The sequence below is a fragment of the Methylobacterium sp. DB0501 genome, assembly GCF_011043735.1.
Taxonomy (GTDB): Bacteria; Pseudomonadota; Alphaproteobacteria; order Rhizobiales; family Beijerinckiaceae; genus Methylobacterium; species Methylobacterium alsaeris.
In genome coordinates, this window is the sequence record NZ_JAAKGV010000012.1 from 57,491 (window position 1) to 75,445 (window position 17,955).

Here is a 17,955-nt window from a genome sequence, read left to right on the forward strand (position 1 = left end):
CTTGGAGATCTTGGTTCGAGGGAGGTTTTTTGCCTCTCCTGATTGTGTCCAGCTATTCGCTCCTCTGATTGTCATCCTCTGTCCTGTCCGACCGGATGCGCGCTTCCGCAGCCTCGCACGAATCCAAACGCTCGACTGTGTCGTTGCTACCGATACCGGCGATGATGAGGGAGGTCGGATCGTCCAGCCTCCGGGCGGCCGCGTCCCGGACGGCCCGTCTCACCGTGAACGTGAAGGCTATCCGGTCGTTCTGCTCCTCGGCGATGCCGGTCTGATGCTTCAATTCCTCGCGGCGCCGACGCGGCGGCATTGGCCGCTCGACCGGTGGGTGGAGGGGAGGGGGAGGCGACGGAACGATGCAGGATGGAACGACGACCGGATCCGTCTCGACGGACGCGACGTCCCACCCTCAGCCTGAGGTGCTGGGTGGGGGAAAAATGGCGTCGCGACCCGCTCTCGACCGGTCGCCCATGCCCGGGAGCGCGTCAGCGTCTCGCCTCAATCGATCCCGAACAGCCGCTCCAGGAAGTTCTTGTCCTCCCGCGTCGGCCCGCCGCCCCGCGGCGGCGGTGCCTGGCGAGCCGGGGGCTGGCCGCCGCCCACGAGGTCGTCGATCAGGCCGCCCAGAGTCTGGGGCTCGCCCGGGGCGGTGGCGGCCGCGACGGCGTTGCTGCCGCGGCGCCAGCGGGCGGCGCCGGGGAGCGGCACCGGCTTGTCGCTGCGGAGCGCCGCGGTCATCACCCGGTTCCAGATCTCGACCGGCAGGTTGCCGCCAGAGACCTTCTTCGTCGGCTCGCCGTCGTCGTTGCCGAGCCAGACGCCGGTGACGAGGGTACCGGAGAAGCCGACCACCCAGGCATCGCGGAAGTCCTGGCTGGTGCCTGTCTTGCCGGCCAGCTCCCAGCCCGGGATGTCGCCCTTCCTGGCGGTGCCGCTGACGAAGACCTCGTGCAGCATCGCGTTCATCATGCCGACCGCGCCGGGCTCGATCACCCGGCCGAGGCCGCTCGGGCCGCGCTTGTAGATCGTGCGGCCGTCGACGGTCTTCACGCTGGCGATCACGTAGGGAATCACGCCCATGCCGCCATTGGCGAAGGCCGCGTAGGCGCCGACCAGTTCGAGCGGCGTGACCTCGGAGGTGCCGAGCGCGATCGAGGCGTTCGCCTGCAGGGGGGAGGCGATGCCGAGGCGCTGCGCCGTCTGCACCACCGCCTTCGGGCCGACCTCCTGGCCGAGGCGCACCGCCACGGTGTTGAGCGAGTGGGCGAGCGCGTCGCGCAAGGTCACGGGCCCGCTGTAGTTGCGCGAGTAGTTCTCCGGGTTCCAGCCCTTGATGGTGATCGGTGCGTCCTCGCGCACCGTATCGGGAGTCAGGCCGCGCTCGACCGCCGCGAGGTAGACGAAGGGCTTGAAGGCCGAGCCGGGCTGGCGCTTGGCCGTGGTGGCGCGGTTGAACTGGCTCTGGGCGTAGTCGCGCCCGCCGATGAGCGCGCGGATCGCCCCGTCCGGCCGCATCGACACGACGGCGCCCTGGCCGACATTGTAGCGGGCGCCCTTCTGGTTCAACTCGTCGACCAGCGCCCGCTCGGCGACCGCCTGGATCGACGGATCGACGGTGGTCTGGACCGCGACGTCGGTTTCGATCTTGCCGACGTAATCGTCGAGCACGTCCATCACCAGGTCGGCGACGTAGTTGGCCGAGCCGCCGCCCTTGGCGCGCGCGGGCTTGGCCGGCTGGGCGAGCGCCACCTTCACGTCGGCGGGCTTGGCAAAGCCCAGTTCCTGCATCGCCGCCAGCACCTGGGCGGCGCGGGCCTGCGCCGCCGGCAGGTTGCGGTTGGGAGCGAGCCGCGACGGCGCCTGGACCAGGCCGCCGAGCATCGCGGCCTCTGCCAGCGTCACGTCCTTCGCCGGCTTGGCGAAGTAGCGCTGCGCCGCCGCCTCGACGCCGTAGGCGCCGGCCCCGAAATAGACCCGGTTGAGATAGAGTTCGAGGATCTCGTCCTTGGTGTACTTGTGCTCCAGCCAGAGCGCCAGGATCGCTTCCTGGATCTTGCGCGAGGCGGTGCGCTCCTGGGTCAGGAACAGGTTCTTGGCGAGCTGCTGGGTCAGGGTCGAGCCGCCCTGCGCGACACCGCGCCGGGTCAGGTTCTGGCCGATGGCGCGGGCGATGCCGATCGGGTCGATGCCCATATGGCCGTAGAAGCGCCGGTCCTCGATCGCCACGAAGGCGCGGGGCAGGTAGGGCGGCAATTCGCGGATGCTCACCGTGCGGCCGCCGGTCTCGCCGCGATTGGCGAGCAGCGAGCCGTCGGAGGCCAGGATCGCGATGTTGGGCGGGCGCTTCGGGACCGCGAGCTGGTCGATCGGCGGCAGCTGCGAGGCGTGGTAGGCGACGATGCCGGCCACCGCCACCAGCCCCCAGAGACCCAGGATCACCGTGCCGTAGACGAGGGTGCCGAAGAACGAGCGCCGCCGGCGCCGCGACACCGGCGCGGCCGCGCGGGCGGCCCGCTTCGGCGGCGCCTTGGACCCCTTGGCCGATCCGTTGGCCGACCCCTTGGAAGCACCTTTCGCCACGCCGCCCCCCGCCCGGTCGCCGCGGGAGAGGCGCAGGTCGAGGGAGGCCGGGTCCGTGGGCCCGTCCGCCTCGAAACGCGGCTCGACCCGACCTGTCCGCTCGCGACCCTTCGCCATCCTGCCGAGTTCCCCTTCGCCCCGGACATGTCGGCCTCGCGGGGCGCTGCAGGCCTCGCGGGGCGCCACCGGCCTCGCGGGGCACTCAAGAGACGGTAAATGAGGCGGGTTTAAGGGCCGTTAACCGAAATTTTGTCGAAAGATACGAACGACTTAGGTGGGCGACTCGGGGGCTGCGGCAAGCCGCGCCCGGAACGGCGCCTCCCGGGGGACGTTGCGCAGGCTCTGACAAGGAGCCGACATGTTGCACCTGCTGGTGGCGGATGGGAACGACCGGGCCGGTCGCGAGAGGCATCTCACGGTCTGCGCCAGGACTTCCGCGGAGACCTATGCCGGCATCCTGACGACGCTCGCCCCGGAGGCGCGCTGCCACCTCGTCGCCCCGGCGGATCCGGAAGCGGTGCTGCCGCGGGCGCTCTCCGACTGCGACGCCCTGGTCCTCACCGGCTCGACCCTCCATGTCGAGGAGGGCGGTCCCGCGGTGACCCGGCAATGCGAACTGGTGCGGGCGGCACTGACCGCCGGCATTCCGGTCTTCGGCTCGTGCTGGGGCGTGCAGGTCGCCGCCACGATCGCAGGCGGCCGGGCCGCCCGCAACCCGCGCGGCCCGGAATACGGCCTCGCCCGCGGCATCAGCCGGACGGAAACCGGGATCGGCCACCCGCTCCTCGACGGACGGCCGTCGGCCTGGGACGCGCCGGCGATCCACGACGACGCCGTGATCGAGCCGCCGCCGGGAAGCCGGGTGCTCGCCGGCAACGACCGGCTCGACGTCCAGGCGATCGAGATCCGCCTCGGCGACGGGGTGTTCTGGGGCACGCAGTACCATCCCGAGCTCGACCTCGACGAGGTTGCGGCGATGCTGCGGCTCTCGGCCGAGGGCGTCGTGGAGGCCGGCCTGTGCGGCGACGAGGCGGCGCTCCACGCCTATGCCGATGCCTTGCGCGACCTGCACCGCGACCCGGAGGGTCGGGCCGACCTCGCCTGGCGCCTCGGCGTGACCGCCGAGGTTCTGGTGCCGGATCGCCGCCGGCGCGAGATCGCCAACTTCCTCGACCGCCTGGTGCGGCCGAGGGCCGGAGGGCGGCGCTGAGGCCTCAGGCCGTCCGCGCCGGGGCGAGGCGCGGCCCCGGGGCCGAACGCTCCTCGCCGACGAGGTGGAAGGCGGCCGGACGGCGGAACAGGAACCGGGCGGGGGTGTGGCGGACCACCCGCTCGATGGCGAGGGGAACCGTCACGGCGGCCAAAGTCACGAGCGCCGAGACCAGCCCGACATCCTCGATGACCCCGCTGCGGATCAGCACGGTGCGCAAGGCCGCCATCGGCAGGAAGAAGGCGAGGTAGATCACGATCGAGCGCTCGCCGCAGGCCCGGAAGGCGGCGGTGACGGGTCCGCCCGCCTTGGTCAGAAGGGCGGCCGCCGCCACGATGGCGACCGCGCCGGCCGCACCCAGCACGAGGTTCACGCCCGGCAGGCTCGCGAGGGTCGGATGCGACGGGAATCCGGTCGGCGTGACGACGAACACGGTCTCGATCACCGCCCAGAGGGCCAGCCCCGCCAGCGCCGGGCCGGCCTTCGCCCGCACCGTGTCGGCCAAGCCGAAGATGCGATCCGCGAACAGGTATCCGGCGACGAAGTAGACGAAGCGGGCGCAGAACTCGTCGATCAGGGTCGAGCCGGTATGGATCGGGGCGAGCTGCAGCAGGGCCGCGCCGATCAGCAGCGCCGGGCCGGGCAGCCGGCGCAGGAGCTTCACCGCGACCGAGAACACCGCCAGAAGGTAGATGAACCACAGGGTCGAGTACGGCTCGACCAGCCCGTGGGCGAGGTGGGCGAGGAAGGCGCCCGGGCCTGCGCCGTCGGTGATCTGGGCGTATTTCACCGCCGACTGGAGCACCAGCCACAGCAGGTAGAAATACGCGAAGTGCACGATGCGCCGGTCGGCGAAGAGCCGCCAGTCGCGGTCCACCACGCGGCCGAGGAACAGGCCGGACAGGAGGAAGAAATCCGGGATCCGGAACGGTTTGGCGAACTCCACGACGTGGTGCATGAAGCCCTCGCCCCCCATCGCCTCGCCGACCCCGAGGGTGGAGTGCATCATCACCACCAGGATGATGCAGATGCCCTTCGCCACGTCGACCCAGGCGAGCCGCCCGGATTCGCCGGCGCCGCGCGGGCGCACCGGATCGTCCGGCCGGACCGAGAGGACGGGTTCGGTGTTGGGGCGGGCGGACATCGGCGGTCTCCACGAGGCTGGTCCGAGGCTCGCAGGGAGACGTAAAGAACGGTGCCGGCACGGCCCGTCGAATCGCCTGAGATGCGGCAAGTCCGGATTTACCCTGGTGCGCCTTCGCCCGGTCGCGGGCGTCGGGATGTCCGGAAATCGGCCGGACGGCCCGCCCGGACCCGTGCCGCCCGCCCCCCGGCCATCGGGCTTGACCCTGCGGCGCGCCGCTTCCATCTCGGGCCGGCCGGGGCGCGACGGATTCGCGCGTGCGACGGGCTCGAACCGCGATGCCGATCCAACGCCGGGCCGCCATCACCCTGGCCGTCCTCGCCCTGCTGGTCTTCCTGCTCTACCAGCTGCGCGACGTGCTCCTGCCCTTCGTGGCCGGCGCGGCCCTCGCCTACGCCCTCGATCCGGTCGCCGACCGGCTGGAGCGGCTCGGGGTCGGGCGGCTCGCCGCGACGCTGATCATCCTGGCGGTGTTCCTGTGCGGGCTGATCCTCGCCCTGATCCTGGTGGTGCCGCTCGCGGCGAACCAGGTCGCGGCCCTCGTCGCCTCGCTGCCGGCGATGATCGCGAAGCTCCAGGCGATCATCGCCGAGCGGGCGGGTCCCCTGATCGAGCGGGCCGGCGGCCACGGCGCGCTCCAGGAACTGCAATCCTCCGTCGGCAACCTGATGGGCCAGGCCGTGGCCTGGATCCTCGGGTTCCTGCGCTCGCTGTGGTCGGGCAGCCAGGCGGTCGTCGGCATCATCTCGCTCCTGGTGGTGACGCCGGTGGTGGCCTTCTACCTGCTCGTCGACTGGGACCGGATGATCGCCACCCTCGACCGCTGGGTGCCGCCGCGCCACCGCGACACCGCCCGGATGCTCGCCCGGGACATCGACGGGGCGATCACCGCCTTCATCCGCGGCCAGAGCCTGGTCTGCCTGATCCTCGGCACCTTCTATGCGGTCGGCCTCTGGCTGGTCGGGCTGAATTTCGGCGTGCTGATCGGCCTGATGGCCGGCTTCCTCACCTTCATCCCGTATGTCGGCTCGCTCACCGGCTTCCTGCTCTCCACCGGCGTCGCCCTGGTGCAGTTCTGGCCGGACTGGGTCTCGGTGGTGCTGACGGTCGGGATCTTCCTGGTCGGCCAGTTCCTGGAAGGCAACGTGCTCCAGCCCAAGCTCGTCGGCGACGCGGTGCGGCTGCACCCGGTCTGGCTGATGTTCGCGCTGCTCGCCTTCGGCTCGCTGTTCGGCTTCCTCGGGCTGCTCCTGGCGGTGCCGGTGGCGGCGGCCCTCGGCGTCGTCGCCCGCTTCGGGGTGAAACGCTATCTCGAAAGCCGCCTCTACCACGACGGCACGCCGATCCTCGGACCCGACGCGACGGTGGTGGTGGCCAAGCCGGCAGTAGCAAAGCCGGCAGTAGCAAAGCCGGCGCTCGCCAATCCGGCGGTGGCGAATTCCGTCCCGCCCGCCATATCGAAGCCCTGACCCGCAAGAGGCGCCCGACTCCCGCATGTCCGACCAGCCGCGCCAGCTCGCCCTCGACCTGCCCGTCGCCCCCCGCTTCGGCCTCGAGGACTTCCTGGTCAGCCCGAGCAACGAGGCGGCCTATGCCCGCATCGAGGCCTGGCCCGAATGGCCGGACCGGGTCCTCGTGCTCACCGGCCCGCCGGGCAGCGGCAAGAGCCACCTGGCGGCGATCTTCGCCGAGCGCTCCGGCGCGCTCACCCTGCCGGTCGCCGCGGTGACGGCGGAGGCGGTGCCGGACCTCGCGCAGGCCGACGCCCTGGTGATCGAGGATGCCGACCGGCCGGAGGGCCGCGACGAGAGGGCCCTGTTCCACCTCCTCAATCTCGTCCGCGAGCGGGGCCTGAGCGTGGTGGTGACGGGCTCCGGCCCGGTCGAGGCCTGGGGCGTCGCGACGCCCGACCTGCGCTCGCGCCTGCGCCTCGCCCCCGGCGTGAGCCTCGGGCCCCCGGACGAGGCGCTGCTCAAGGTCGTGCTGGTGAAGCTCTTCCTCGACCGCCAGCTCGTCGTCGATACCAGCGTGGTCGACGCGCTCACCTTGCGCCTCGACCGGTCGCTGGCGCGGGCCCGCGACGTGGTGGCGCTCCTCGACCGCGAGGGGTTGAGCCGGCGCCGGCGCATCACCCGGCCGCTCGCCCTGGCGACACTCGCGACCCTGGAGGGGAGCGAGGACGAGGGCGGCGAGGAGGCGGGCGAGGAACCGGACGACGAGGATTAAGGTCTTACAACAGTCCTCCATCGCTTCATGAGGCGGACCGGGCACCGCCTTTCACGCAATTGTCAAACTGTCCTGTCACCGGAATGGGCTGGAAGCCCTCACCCGGCATCGATCAAGGAGGAGCCACCGTGTCGGACACCGCAGCCGGAGCCAGTGCCATCCCGGTCCTCGACGAGACCGAGGCGACGCCTGCGACCACCGAGGGTGTCCGTCACGATGCGGTCGAAGGGCTCGCCGCCCCCGAGGCGGTGAGGGCCGCCGACGAGGCCGATGCGGCGCAGGCGGCCGCCCGCCTGGCCAAGGCCGAGGCGGTGGAGGCCGGCCGGGCCTTGCGCCACGAGCCCGGCCGCTTCGTCAACCGTGAATTGTCCTGGTTGCAGTTCAATCGCCGCGTGCTGGAGGAGGCCTCGAATACCGGCCACCCCCTGCTGGAGCAGCTGCGCTTCCTGTCGATCTCGGCCAACAACCTCGACGAGTTCTTCATGGTGCGGGTCGCCGGCCTGCACGACCAGGTCCGGGCCGGGCTGACCGCGCCCTCCGCCGACGGTCTCTCGCCGTCCGAGCAGCTCGCCCGCATCGACGCCGAGGTGTCGGGCCTCGCCCGCGACCAGCAGCGGCGCTGGCGCGAGCTGCGCGCGGCGTTGCACGAGCACGCCATCGACCTCGTCGAGGCGATGGACCTCACCGCCGAGGAGGCGGCCTGGCTCGAGGATTACTTCCTCCAGCACATCTTCCCGGTGCTGACGCCGCTCGCCATCGATCCGGCGCATCCGTTCCCGTTCATCCCGAATCTCGGCTCGACGATCGCGCTGACCCTGGTGCGGCCGCGGGACGGCAGGGTGCTGCGCGCGCTGATCCGCCTGCCCTCGATCATCGACCGCTTCGTGCGCCTGCCCGATCCGACCGGCAGCGGCAGCGCGCGGTTTGTCGCCGTCGAGCAGGTGATCGTGCTGTTCACCAGCCGCCTGTTCCCGGGCTACCTCGTCAAGGGCCAGGGCGGCTTCCGGGTGGTGCGCGATTCCGACCTCGAGATCGAGGAGGAGGCCGAGGACCTGGTGCGCCACTTCGAGACGGCGCTCAAGCAGCGCCGCCGCGGCGTGGTGATCCGGCTCGAGGTCGACGCCAACATGCCGGAGGACCTGCGCAACTTCGTCGCCGACGAACTGGAGATCTCGGTCGATGCGGTCTTCCTCGTCGAGGGCATGCTGGCCCTCAACGAGCTGTCGCAGATCGTCGGGATCGACCGGCCGGACCTGAAGTTCAAGCCCTACAACCCGCGCTTCCCCGAGCGCATCCGCGAGAGCGGCGGCGATTGCTTCGCGGCGATCCGCCAGAAGGACTTCATCGTCCACCATCCCTACGAGTCGTTCGACGCGGTGGTGCAGTTCCTGTCGCAGGCCGCCCGCGACCCGAACGTCGTGGCGATCAAGCAGACGCTCTATCGCACCTCGTCGAACTCGCCGATCGTCGCGGCCCTGGCGGAGGCGGCGGAGGCCGGCAAGTCGGTGACGGCCCTCGTCGAGCTGAAGGCGCGCTTCGACGAGGAGGCGAATATCCGCTGGGCCCGCAATCTCGAGAAGGCCGGCGCCCAGGTGGTGTTCGGCTTCATCGAGCTGAAGACCCACGCCAAGCTCTCGATGGTGGTGCGCCGCGAGGGCGACCGCCTGGTGAGCTACTGCCATGTCGGCACCGGCAACTACCACCCGATCACCGCCCGGATCTATACCGACCTGTCGTTCTTCACCGCCGACCCGTTGATCGGCCGCGACGTCTCGCGGATCTTCAACTTCATCACCGGCTACGCCGAGCCGGCGGAACTGGAGCGGATGGCGGTCTCGCCGCTGACCATGAAGGCGCGGCTCCTCGAGCACATCGCCGAGGAGATCGCCCACGCGAAAGCCGGGCGCCCGGCGGCGATCTGGATCAAGTGCAACTCGCTCGTCGATACCCAGATCATCGACGCGCTCTACGACGCCAGCGAGGCCGGCGTGCCGGTGGATTGCGTGGTGCGCGGCATCTGCTGCCTGCGGCCCGGGGTGCCGGGCCTGTCTGAGAACATCCGGGTCAAGTCGATCGTCGGGCGCTTCCTGGAGCACGGCCGGGTCTACGCCTTCGGCAACGGTGCCGGGCTGCCGCACCCCAAGGCCCGGGTCTACATCTCGTCGGCGGACCTGATGAGCCGCAACCTCGATCGCCGTGTGGAGGCAATGCTGCCCATCCTCAACCCGACGGTGCACCAGCAGGTGCTCGACCAGATCATGATGGCGAATCTCCTCGACAACCAGCAGAGCTGGCGTGTACTGGCGTCGGGCGCGAGCGAGCGGATCGAGCCCGCCGAGGGCGAGGAACCCTTCAACGCGCACAAGTATTTCATGACCAACCCGAGCCTGTCGGGCCGCGGGAAGGCATCGAAGAAATCGAGTCCGCGCGCGCTCAGCCGGCGCGCCCAGCGCGCCTGACGCGGCGGTCCGGGCCGGTCCCGGGGGCCGCCGTCGGGCAGCGCCCCCCGCCATGAGGACCTGGATGGGCCTGGATCAGACCGCCCTGAACGAAGCCGCGCTCGCCCGGATCGAGCCCGGCGCCCCCATCGCCATCATCGACATCGGCTCGAACTCCGTCCGGCTGGTCGCCTATTCGGGCATCAGCCGGGCGCCGACGCCGCTCTACAACGAGAAGGTCCTGTGCGGCCTCGGCCGCAACGTGCTGACCACCGGCCGCCTGAACGAGGAGGCGGTGCGCCGGGCGCTCCAGGCGCTGGCCCGGTTCCGGGTGCTGTGCGAGACGATGCATGTCGGCCGGGTCTTCGTGCTCGCCACCGCCGCCGCCCGCGACGCCGAGAACGGCCCAGCCTTCCTCGAAGCCGCCGAGGCCGCCTGCGGCCACCCGATCGAGCTGCTCTCCGGCCGGCGCGAGGCGGAGCTGTCGGCCTACGGCGTGATCTCGGGATTCCACGCTCCCGACGGGGTGGTGGGGGATCTCGGCGGCGGCAGCCTCGAACTCGTCGACGTGCGCGGCTCGGCGATCGGCAGCGGCGTGACCATGCCGCTCGGCGGGCTCGCACTCCAGGATCTCAGCGGCGGCTCGCTCAAGAAGGCGCGCAAGCTCGCGGCGGAGGCCCTCAAGAAGGCCGGCCCGCAGCTCGATACGCTGAAGGGCCGCACCTTCTACGCCGTCGGCGGCACCTGGCGGGCCCTCGCCCGCCTGCACCAGGCGGCGCGGGACTACCGCCTGCACGTCATGCACGGCTACACGATCGAGCCGAACGACGAGCTGTCCTTCCTCCAGGTCGTCGAGCAATCCGATGCCGCGACGCTCGCCGCCGTCGAGAGCGTGTCCGAGGCGCGCCGCCCGCTCCTGGCCTACGGGGCGGTGGTGCTCGAAGAGGTCATCCGCTCCGGCCGGCCGCGCGAGATCGCGATCTCGGCCACCGGCGTGCGCGAGGGCCTGCTGTTCGAGAAGCTCGACGACGCGGCCCGCGCCCGCGACCCGCTGCTGCTGGCAGCGAGCGAGCTCAACCGCCTGCGCTGCCGCAGCCCCGGCCACGGCCCCGAATTGCAGGCCTGGACCGACGCGCTGATGGCGAGCCTGTCGACGCCCGAGACCGCCGACGAGCGGCGCCTGCGCCATGCCGCCTGCCTGCTGGCCGATATCGGCTGGCGCACCCATCCGGATTACCGCGGCGAGCAGAGCCTCAACGTCATCGCCCACGGCTCCTTCGTCGGCATCGACCATCCGGGCCGGGCCTACCTCGCCGTCGCGGTGTTCTTCCGCCACGAGGGCGTCGCCCCCGAGAAGGCGAGCCCGCTGCTCCGCCAGCTCGCCGGCCCGCGGCTGTTCGAGCAGGCGCGGCTCCTCGGCGCGGTCCTGCGCGTCGCCTTCCCGGTTTCGGTGGCGATGGAGGGCATCCTGCCCCGCACGCCGCTGGCGATGCGCGACGGCGCCATCACCCTCACCCTGCCGCAGGACCTGAAGGATCTGGCGAGCGACCGCCTGTCGAACCGGCTGCGCGGGCTCGGGCGGCTGCTCGGGGTCGAGGCGCGGATCGAGATCGAGGGGTGAGACGCTCTCCGGAGGATTCCTTCCGGACAGCGTATCGCCGGACCCGCGGCGCTCGGGCGAAGCCGCCGTCGGCAACGCGAAGCGATCGACCGGACCGCGTATGAGGGGGCCGAGCGCGCCACTTTCCCGCGCGATGCGGATAGGCGCGGCGCATCCGGGATAGCCCCGTCGCCGTCCCGGTCCGACACTTTCCCGACCGAAGCGCCGGCATCGCACGGCGCCTCCGCGTTCGGGAGGGTAGGACCATGGTCGCGCCACGCACCGTCTGCGTCATCGGCTCGGGCATCAGCGGGCTCGCCGCCGCCAAGGCATTCCGCGAACGCGGGCACCCCGTCACCGTGATGGAGCGCGGGCCGGATCTCGGCGGCGTGTGGGAGCCGTCCCGCTCCTATCCCGACGTGCGGACCCAGACCCCGAAGGACATCTACGCCTTCAGCGAGATGCCGATGCCGGCCGGGTATCCGGAATGGCCGGCGGGCGCCCAGGTCCACGCCTATCTGCGCGCCTATGCGGAGCGGTTCGGCCTCGTCCCGGCGATCCGCTTCGGCTGCACGGTCACGTCCCTGAAGAAGCGCTCCGGACCGGGCTGGGACGTGACGGCGACCGGGACGGACGGCGTGCCGACCACGCAGGCCTTCGACTTCGTCGCGATCTGCACCGGCCAGTTCAGCCAGAAGAACTTTCCCGTCCATCCCGGCGCCGAGGGGTTCCGCGCGGGCGGCGGCACGATCCTGCATTCGAGCGAGCACACCGACGCCGAAACGGTCCGCGGCCGGCGGGTCGTGGTGCTCGGCTACTCGAAATCGGCGACGGACGTCGCGGTCAGCGCGGTCAAGCACGGGGCTGCCGCGGTCACGATCGTGTACCGGGATCCGGCCTGGAAGATCCCGTACTTCCTCGGCGGGCTCGTCAACTTCAAGCGGATCCTCTATTGCCGCGCCGCCGAGGCGATGTTCCTGCCCTTTGATGCCGGCCCTCTCCGCCGGCTGGCGCAACGGCTCGCCGCGCCGCTGGTCTGGGCGAACTGGCGCGCCCTGGAAGCCCTGTTGACGGTGCAGTTCGGGCTGAAGCGCAAGGGCCTGCGCCCGGCGACGCGCATCGAGGACGACATCCACTGCAATCTCTCGATCGAGACGCCGGGCTTCTACGCGATGGTCGGGCAGGGGCGGATCGCCGCGCATCGGGGCACGATCGCGTCCTATGACGGGAACGATGTCGTGCTCACCGGCGGCGAGCGGGTGCCGGCCGACCTCGTGGTGATGGCGACCGGATGGCGCCAGGACATTCCGATCCTGGAGGGCGCCGACCGCGCCCGGCTGATCGACGCGGACGGGCAGTACCGGCTCTACCGCATGATGGTGAACCCGGACCTGCCCGATCTCGGCTTCGTCGGCTTCAATTCGAGCTTCGCCACCAATCTCTCGGCCGAGCTCGGCGCGGCCTGGCTCGTGCGCTACATGGACGGCCGGCTCGCCCGCCAGCCGACCCGGGCGCGGATGGAGGCGGAGATCGCCCGCTCGCTGACCTGGAGGCGCACCGAGCGTCCCGCTGCCGCGCATTACGGCGGCCTGTGCATCGCCCCCTACCACAACCGGCATTTCGGCGACCTGCTCGGCGATATCGGCGTGCCGACCCGCGAGGCCAACCCGCTCACCGCGCTCTTCGCCCCGCTGCGGCCGGCGGTCTATGCCCGGCTCCTCGCCCGCGCGCCGGCCTACCGGGCCGAGCCGGCAGGCAGCCCGGCCGCCGGGACGGTGCGGGCCGCCTGACGGCGAGGGGATCGCGCAGGGTTCAGGAGCGCGCGGCTCCCGCCTGCCTCGAAGGGGCCGATGGCCGGTCGTCGGTCTCCGCCCTTTCCCGGACGATTGCGGCGTCGGCGCAAGGAGATGCGGGAAGGGGGAAGCTGCGGAACCGAATGGCGAAGCGACGCCGGGCTCCGGTGGAAGCTCTCGCGGGTCTTGCTTGGAAGGAGCTGGTCCGTCGTTGCCCGGAGGGTCAAGGGCGCCGCCGGCGCAGCGTCTGGGACGGCGTCTCGCCGAAGCGGTCGCGGTAGGAGGCTGCCGCCCGGCCGAGATGGTTGAGACCGACCGAGAAGGCGAGGTCGCCCACCTTCGCCTCGGGGCCTGCGCCGAGGATCAGCTCGCGCCACCGATCGAGGCGCTGGGCCAGGATGAAGCCCGAGATCGTGCCGCCGCGGAAGTGCCGGAAGCCCTCCTGGAGCGAGCGGACGCTGCTGCCGGCCCGGGCGGCGAGGCAGGGCAGGGTCAGCGCCGCGTCGAGATGGGCGCGGATGTAGTCCTCCGCCCGGCGCACATGGGCGGGCGCCACCGAGACCCGCGGCGCCGGCGCCTCCCGGGCCTCGCCCCGTTCCAGCATGTGCCCGACGAGGAGCGCGACCAGGGCGGAGGACAATTCGTGCTCGTGGGGGCCGGACGCGGCGTCCGGCCGCTCGCGGGCCTCGGCGAGGTGCAGCAACAGCCGGGCCTGGGCGGCGATCGCCGCGCCGCGCGGCCGCTCCAGGTCGATGGCGGGATCGAAGGCGAGGGCGCGCGGGACCCGGTCGAGGATCCGGGCGAGGTGCTCCTCCAGAAGGTCGCGCGGTACCCGCAGGATCAGCTTCTCGCAGCCGGCCTCCCAGACCATCCGGGTCGGCAGGGCCGGGGAGAGCAGGGTCGCCCGCCCGGCACCGGCGCGCGTGCGGCGGCCGCCATTCTCGACCAGGGCATGTCCGGCGAGCGGGATCTGCAGCAGGGCGAAGCGCTCGAGGCAGCCGGGATCGATCTCGACCCGGGCGCCGTAGGCGACGTAGTTCAGCGTCAGGTCGCCGAAGGCGACGGCGTGGTGGCGGGCGTCGAACAGCGACGCGGCGCCGGGGCCGACCGGCACCAGCCGGTGCGGGCAGAAGATCCGCCCGACCCCCTCGCGCGCCTCGTCGGCGTCCCGGGTCGCGACCCGGGCAAAACGGGAGAGCGGGCGTGCATGGGAGAGGGCGTCGTCCACGGGCCCATCCGGTCGTCCAGGCCGATGGCCGATCCTGCCCGCGACTCGGAAGCCGGCACAAGAGTCGTCGGCGGGCAGGAGGCAGATTTTCTCGCGCGATCCGGATAGCGGCCGGGCGGGCGGGATAGCCGATCCACCCCCGATCACGGATGATCCCGGAGGGATCGCGGCCCGACGTCCGATCGGGTCGCGGCCCTGAGGCTCAGCGGGGAGCGATAGTCATGAGCGCAGCGAAGATCCTGCCGGCCGGCATCACCCGGGCCGGGGAGGGCGTCGACGGCACGGTCTGGAACGTCCTCGGCCATACCTACTGGCACAAGTCCGATTGCGAGAGCAGCTTCGCCTTCGAGACCCTCGATGCGCCGGGGACTTTCGTGCCGCCCCACATCCACCCGACGCAGGACGAGTTCATCTACGTGCTGGAGGGCACGTTCGACCTCTACCTCGACGGCACGTGGCTCCAGGCCGGGCCCGGCGACCTCGTCCGCATGCCGAAGGGCAAGCCGCACGCCTATTACAACCGCACCGACCGGCCCAACCGGGCGATCTTCTGGGTCAGCCCGGGCCGCAGGCTGAAGGAGCTGTTCGACCAGCTGCACGATCTCACCGATCCGGAGGAGGTCGTGCGCCGCTCGGCGGCCTGCGAGGTCGAGTTCCTGCCGCCCGGCGCCGTCTCGGGCGCCTGAACCCATCATACGAAATCCGACTGATTGCTTCGCAATGCGGATGTCGGCTTCGCTCGGGCGCCACTCGGGCTGGTGATGCCATGTCCGAACATCACCTTCCGGACATGGTGTCAGCCGATCCGCTCCAGGATCGGCGCGCGCAAGGCCGGCGCCTCCGGCCCGATCCGGTAGGCCGCGACGATCGCCGCCTCCGCCCGGGCGGCCTCCGCCTCGCTGCGGGCATGCACCACCGCGAGCGGCCGGTCCGGCCCGACCTCGTCTCCCAGCCCGGCCAGTTCCGTGAGCCCGACGGCGTGGTCGATCCCGTCCTGCGGGCGGGTGCGGCCGCCCCCGAGGCCGATCACCGCGACGCCGACGTCCCGCGTCGCGATCGCGCCCACCCGGCCCGACCGGGGCGCGGGGATCGGGCGCATCACGGCCGCGCGGGGCAGGTGGCGCGCGGGCTGCTCGATCAGGTCCGCCGGCCCGCCGAGCGCCGTCACCATGCGGGAGAAGACCTCCGCGGCGCGGCCGGAGGCCAGGGCCTCCTCCAGGCGGGCCGAGGCCTCGGCGGCGTCGGGGCTCAGGCCTCCCAGCACCAGCATCTCGGCACCGAGCGCCAGGGTGACGGCGTGGAAGCGCGGCTCGCGCCGGCGGCCGGCAAGGTAGTCGAGGGCGTAGGCCACCTCGACGGCGTTCCCGGCGGCGGAGGCCAGCGGCTGGTCCATGTCGGTGAGGAGCGCCCGGGTCGGCAGGCCGGCGCCGTTCGCCACCGTGACCAGGCTCTCGGCGAGGCCCCGCGCCTCCTCGGTGCGGGCCATGAAGGCGCCCGAGCCCGCCTTCACGTCCATGACGAGGCCCTGCAGCCCGGCGGCGAGCTTCTTCGACAGGATCGAGGCGGTGATCAGGTCGAGGGATTCGACCGTCCCGGTGACGTCCCGGATGGCGTAGAGCCGCCGGTCGGCGGGGGCGAGGTCGGGGGTCTGGCCGATCACCGCGCAGCCCACCTCGCGGGTGACGCGCCGGAACAGCGCGTTGTCCGGCGCCGTGGTGTAGCCCGGGATGCTGTCGAGCTTGTCGAGGGTGCCGCCGGTATGGCCGAGCCCGCGGCCGGAGATCATCGGCACGTAGCCGCCGCAGGCCGCCACCATGGGGGCGAGGGGCAGGCTCACCGTGTCGCCGACGCCGCCGGTCGAGTGCTTGTCGAGGACTGGGCCGGGCAGGTCCCAGGTCAGCACCGTGCCCGAGCGGGTCATCGCCCGGGTCAGCGCGACGCGCTCCGGCAGCGACAGGCCGCGGAAGAACACCGCCATCGCGAAGGCCGCCGCCTGGCCCTCGGTGACCCTTCCGTCGGTCAGCCCGGCGATGAAGGCCTCGATCGCCTCGGGGGCCAGCGCGTGGCCGTCGCGCTTGAGGCGGATCAGTTCCTGCGGCAGCAGCGTCATGAGGTCGTCCTGGGGAAAGGCATCAGGGGTCGCGGGTGAGGAAGGCCGCGACGAGGCGCCCGACATCGTCCGCCGCCTGCGCCGCCACCCGCTTGGTTTCGGCGTGGTTCGGGGCGCCGAGGTTGGCGCCGGGGCCCGCTTCGTACCCGGCGGCGTAGTTGGTCACGAGCGACAGGCCCGCGACCCTGAGGCCGAAGAACCGCGCCAGGATCACCTCCGGCACCGTCGACATGCCGACGAGGTCGGCACCCAGGGTCTTCGCCATGCGGATCTCCGCGGGCGTCTCGAAGCTGGGACCCGAGAACCAGGCGTAGACGCCCGCGTGCAGCGCCACGCCGCATTCCGCCGCCGCCTCCGTCAGTGCCGCCCGCAGGGCCGGATCGTAGGCCGCGACCATCGGCACGAAGCGGGCGTCGGACGGCTCGCCGTAGAGCGGGTTGAGCCCCGACAGGTTGATGTGGTCGGTGATGAGCGCGAGGCTGCCCGGCCCGGCGGCGGGCAGGAGCGAGCCCGCCGCGTTGGTGAGGAGGAGCGGCGGGGCGCCGAGCGCCGCCACCACGCCGACCGGCACCCGCATCGCCGCGGCGTCGCCGTGCTCGTAGGGATGGGCGCGGCCCTGGAACAGCAGGACCCGGCGCCCGCTCAGAACCCCCGCCACCAGCCGCCCGGCATGGCCGGAGACGCCGGAGGCCGGAAAGTGCGGGATCTCGCCGTAGGGCAGGGCGATCCTGTCCGTCAGCCGCTCGGCCAGGGGGCCGAGCCCGGTGCCGGTGACGAGGGCGAGCGCGAAACCGCCATCGAAACCCCGCGCCCGCAGGAAGGCGGCGGCGTCCCCGATGCGGGGATCCTCCGGTGCCCCGCTCACGCGAGGTTGTCCGGCCCGAACGAGGCGGGCAGCAGCTCGTCGAGGGTGAAGGTCTTCCTCACGCCGTCCGGCCCGGCGACGTGGATCGGCGTGTCGGGGCCGGCGAATTCGCGGATGCGCTGGCGGCAGGCGCCGCAGGGCGTCACCAGCGCCTCGCCGTCGCCGAGCACCAGGATCTCCGCGATGCGCCGGCCTCCCGTCGCGATCATCGCGGCGATCGCCCCGGCTTCGGCGCAGGTGCCGACCGGATAGGCGGCGTTCTCGACGTTGCAGCCGGCATGCACCGCCCCGGCCTCGTCGCGGATCGCCGAGCCGACGCGGAAGAGCGAATAGGGCGCGTGCGCCCGCCCTTGGGCCGCCCGGGCGGCAGAGAACAGGGTGTCGATCGGGTCCATTCTCGGCCCTTTGCGTCGCTCTCGCGCGCGCTGCGGAGGGGCTGCGATCATGACCGTGCCCGCGCCCGCCGTCGAGCCCGTCGACAAGCCGGCGCGGGCGCCCTAAACCCGCGAGGATCCGGTCGAGAGGAATGAAGCGATGCTGGGACGGTTCGAGCGCGGCGGGTCCGGCGAGGCCGTCGTCGAGTACGGCGACAGCAACCTGCGGGTGGTGCGGCCCGGCCGGTTCGTGCGCTGCGCCGTGACCGGGGTGGAGATCCCCCTCGACGCCCTGCGCTACTGGAGCGTCGAGCGCCAGGAGGCCTATGCCGATCCCGACGCCGTGATGGTGCGCCTGCGGGCGCCGAAGACCGCCTGAGCGGTCCC

At 72.1% G+C, this 17,955-nt stretch carries 15 protein-coding genes; 8 read left to right on the forward strand and 7 right to left on the reverse strand.

The window, feature by feature from the left end:
• Positions 1-52: 52 nt before the first annotated feature.
• Both G4G93_RS18450 and G4G93_RS18455 read right to left on the reverse strand, forming a co-directional pair.
• Complete coding sequence (locus G4G93_RS18450; RefSeq protein ID WP_165086178.1) at positions 53-310, reverse strand: hypothetical protein; 258 nt, start codon at positions 308-310, stop codon at positions 53-55.
• 188 nt (positions 311-498) lie between these two features.
• Positions 499-2,697, reverse strand: a complete 2,199-nt coding sequence (locus tag G4G93_RS18455) for a transglycosylase domain-containing protein (protein ID WP_165086180.1) — start codon at positions 2,695-2,697, stop codon at positions 499-501.
• 241 nt (positions 2,698-2,938) lie between these two features.
• On the opposite strand from G4G93_RS18455, the gene G4G93_RS18460 reads away from it, so the two are divergent.
• Entirely contained in the window at positions 2,939-3,790 is an 852-nt protein-coding gene (locus tag G4G93_RS18460) for a type 1 glutamine amidotransferase (RefSeq protein WP_165086181.1), read from the forward strand.
• 4 nt (positions 3,791-3,794) lie between these two features.
• On the opposite strand, the gene G4G93_RS18465 is transcribed toward G4G93_RS18460, so the two are convergent.
• Entirely contained in the window at positions 3,795-4,934 is a 1,140-nt protein-coding gene (locus tag G4G93_RS18465; protein ID WP_165086183.1) for an acyltransferase family protein, read from the reverse strand.
• 284 nt (positions 4,935-5,218) lie between these two features.
• Here G4G93_RS18465 and G4G93_RS18470 point away from each other — a divergent pair, with 284 nt between their 5' ends.
• The 5 genes from G4G93_RS18470 to G4G93_RS18490 all read left to right on the forward strand — a co-directional run bounded on the left by G4G93_RS18470 (position 5,219) and on the right by G4G93_RS18490 (position 12,988).
• Complete coding sequence (locus G4G93_RS18470) at positions 5,219-6,403, forward strand: AI-2E family transporter (RefSeq protein ID WP_165086350.1); 1,185 nt, start codon at positions 5,219-5,221, stop codon at positions 6,401-6,403.
• 25 nt (positions 6,404-6,428) lie between these two features.
• A complete protein-coding gene (locus G4G93_RS18475; RefSeq protein WP_165086184.1) occupies positions 6,429-7,160 on the forward strand; it encodes a hypothetical protein in 732 nt (243 codons plus the stop codon).
• 128 nt (positions 7,161-7,288) lie between these two features.
• Complete coding sequence (locus G4G93_RS18480) at positions 7,289-9,619, forward strand: RNA degradosome polyphosphate kinase (protein WP_395411904.1); 2,331 nt, start codon at positions 7,289-7,291, stop codon at positions 9,617-9,619.
• Between the two features lie 64 nt (positions 9,620-9,683).
• Complete coding sequence (gene ppx / locus G4G93_RS18485; RefSeq protein ID WP_165086185.1) at positions 9,684-11,219, forward strand: exopolyphosphatase; 1,536 nt, start codon at positions 9,684-9,686, stop codon at positions 11,217-11,219.
• Between the two features lie 245 nt (positions 11,220-11,464).
• On the forward strand, positions 11,465-12,988 hold the full coding sequence (locus G4G93_RS18490; protein ID WP_165086186.1) for an NAD(P)/FAD-dependent oxidoreductase: 1,524 nt from the start codon (positions 11,465-11,467) through the stop codon (positions 12,986-12,988).
• Between the two features lie 226 nt (positions 12,989-13,214).
• On the opposite strand, the gene G4G93_RS18495 is transcribed toward G4G93_RS18490, so the two are convergent.
• Complete coding sequence (locus G4G93_RS18495; protein ID WP_165086187.1) at positions 13,215-14,219, reverse strand: helix-turn-helix domain-containing protein; 1,005 nt, start codon at positions 14,217-14,219, stop codon at positions 13,215-13,217.
• Between the two features lie 221 nt (positions 14,220-14,440).
• On the opposite strand from G4G93_RS18495, the gene G4G93_RS18500 reads away from it, so the two are divergent.
• A complete protein-coding gene (locus tag G4G93_RS18500) occupies positions 14,441-14,905 on the forward strand; it encodes a cupin domain-containing protein (protein WP_165086188.1) in 465 nt (154 codons plus the stop codon).
• Positions 14,906-15,015: 110 nt separating this feature from the next.
• Here G4G93_RS18500 and deoA read toward each other — a convergent pair whose 3' ends face one another.
• Genes deoA through cdd form a run of 3 tightly spaced genes read right to left on the reverse strand, consistent with a single transcriptional unit; the run spans position 15,016 to position 17,589 of the window.
• The gene (gene deoA, locus G4G93_RS18505; RefSeq protein WP_165086189.1) at positions 15,016-16,329 is read right to left on the reverse strand and encodes a thymidine phosphorylase; all 1,314 of its coding nucleotides are present in this window, start codon (positions 16,327-16,329) and stop codon (positions 15,016-15,018) included.
• Positions 16,330-16,351: 22 nt separating this feature from the next.
• Positions 16,352-17,167, reverse strand: coding sequence for a purine-nucleoside phosphorylase (locus tag G4G93_RS18510; RefSeq protein WP_165086353.1), 816 nt, complete (start codon positions 17,165-17,167; stop codon positions 16,352-16,354).
• A 23-nt stretch (positions 17,168-17,190) separates the two neighbouring features.
• On the reverse strand, positions 17,191-17,589 hold the full coding sequence (cdd, locus tag G4G93_RS18515) for a cytidine deaminase (RefSeq protein WP_165086191.1): 399 nt from the start codon (positions 17,587-17,589) through the stop codon (positions 17,191-17,193).
• Positions 17,590-17,728: 139 nt separating this feature from the next.
• Here cdd and G4G93_RS18520 point away from each other — a divergent pair, with 139 nt between their 5' ends.
• A complete protein-coding gene (locus G4G93_RS18520) occupies positions 17,729-17,947 on the forward strand; it encodes a DUF2093 domain-containing protein (RefSeq protein ID WP_165086192.1) in 219 nt (72 codons plus the stop codon).
• Positions 17,948-17,955 lie beyond the last annotated feature (8 nt).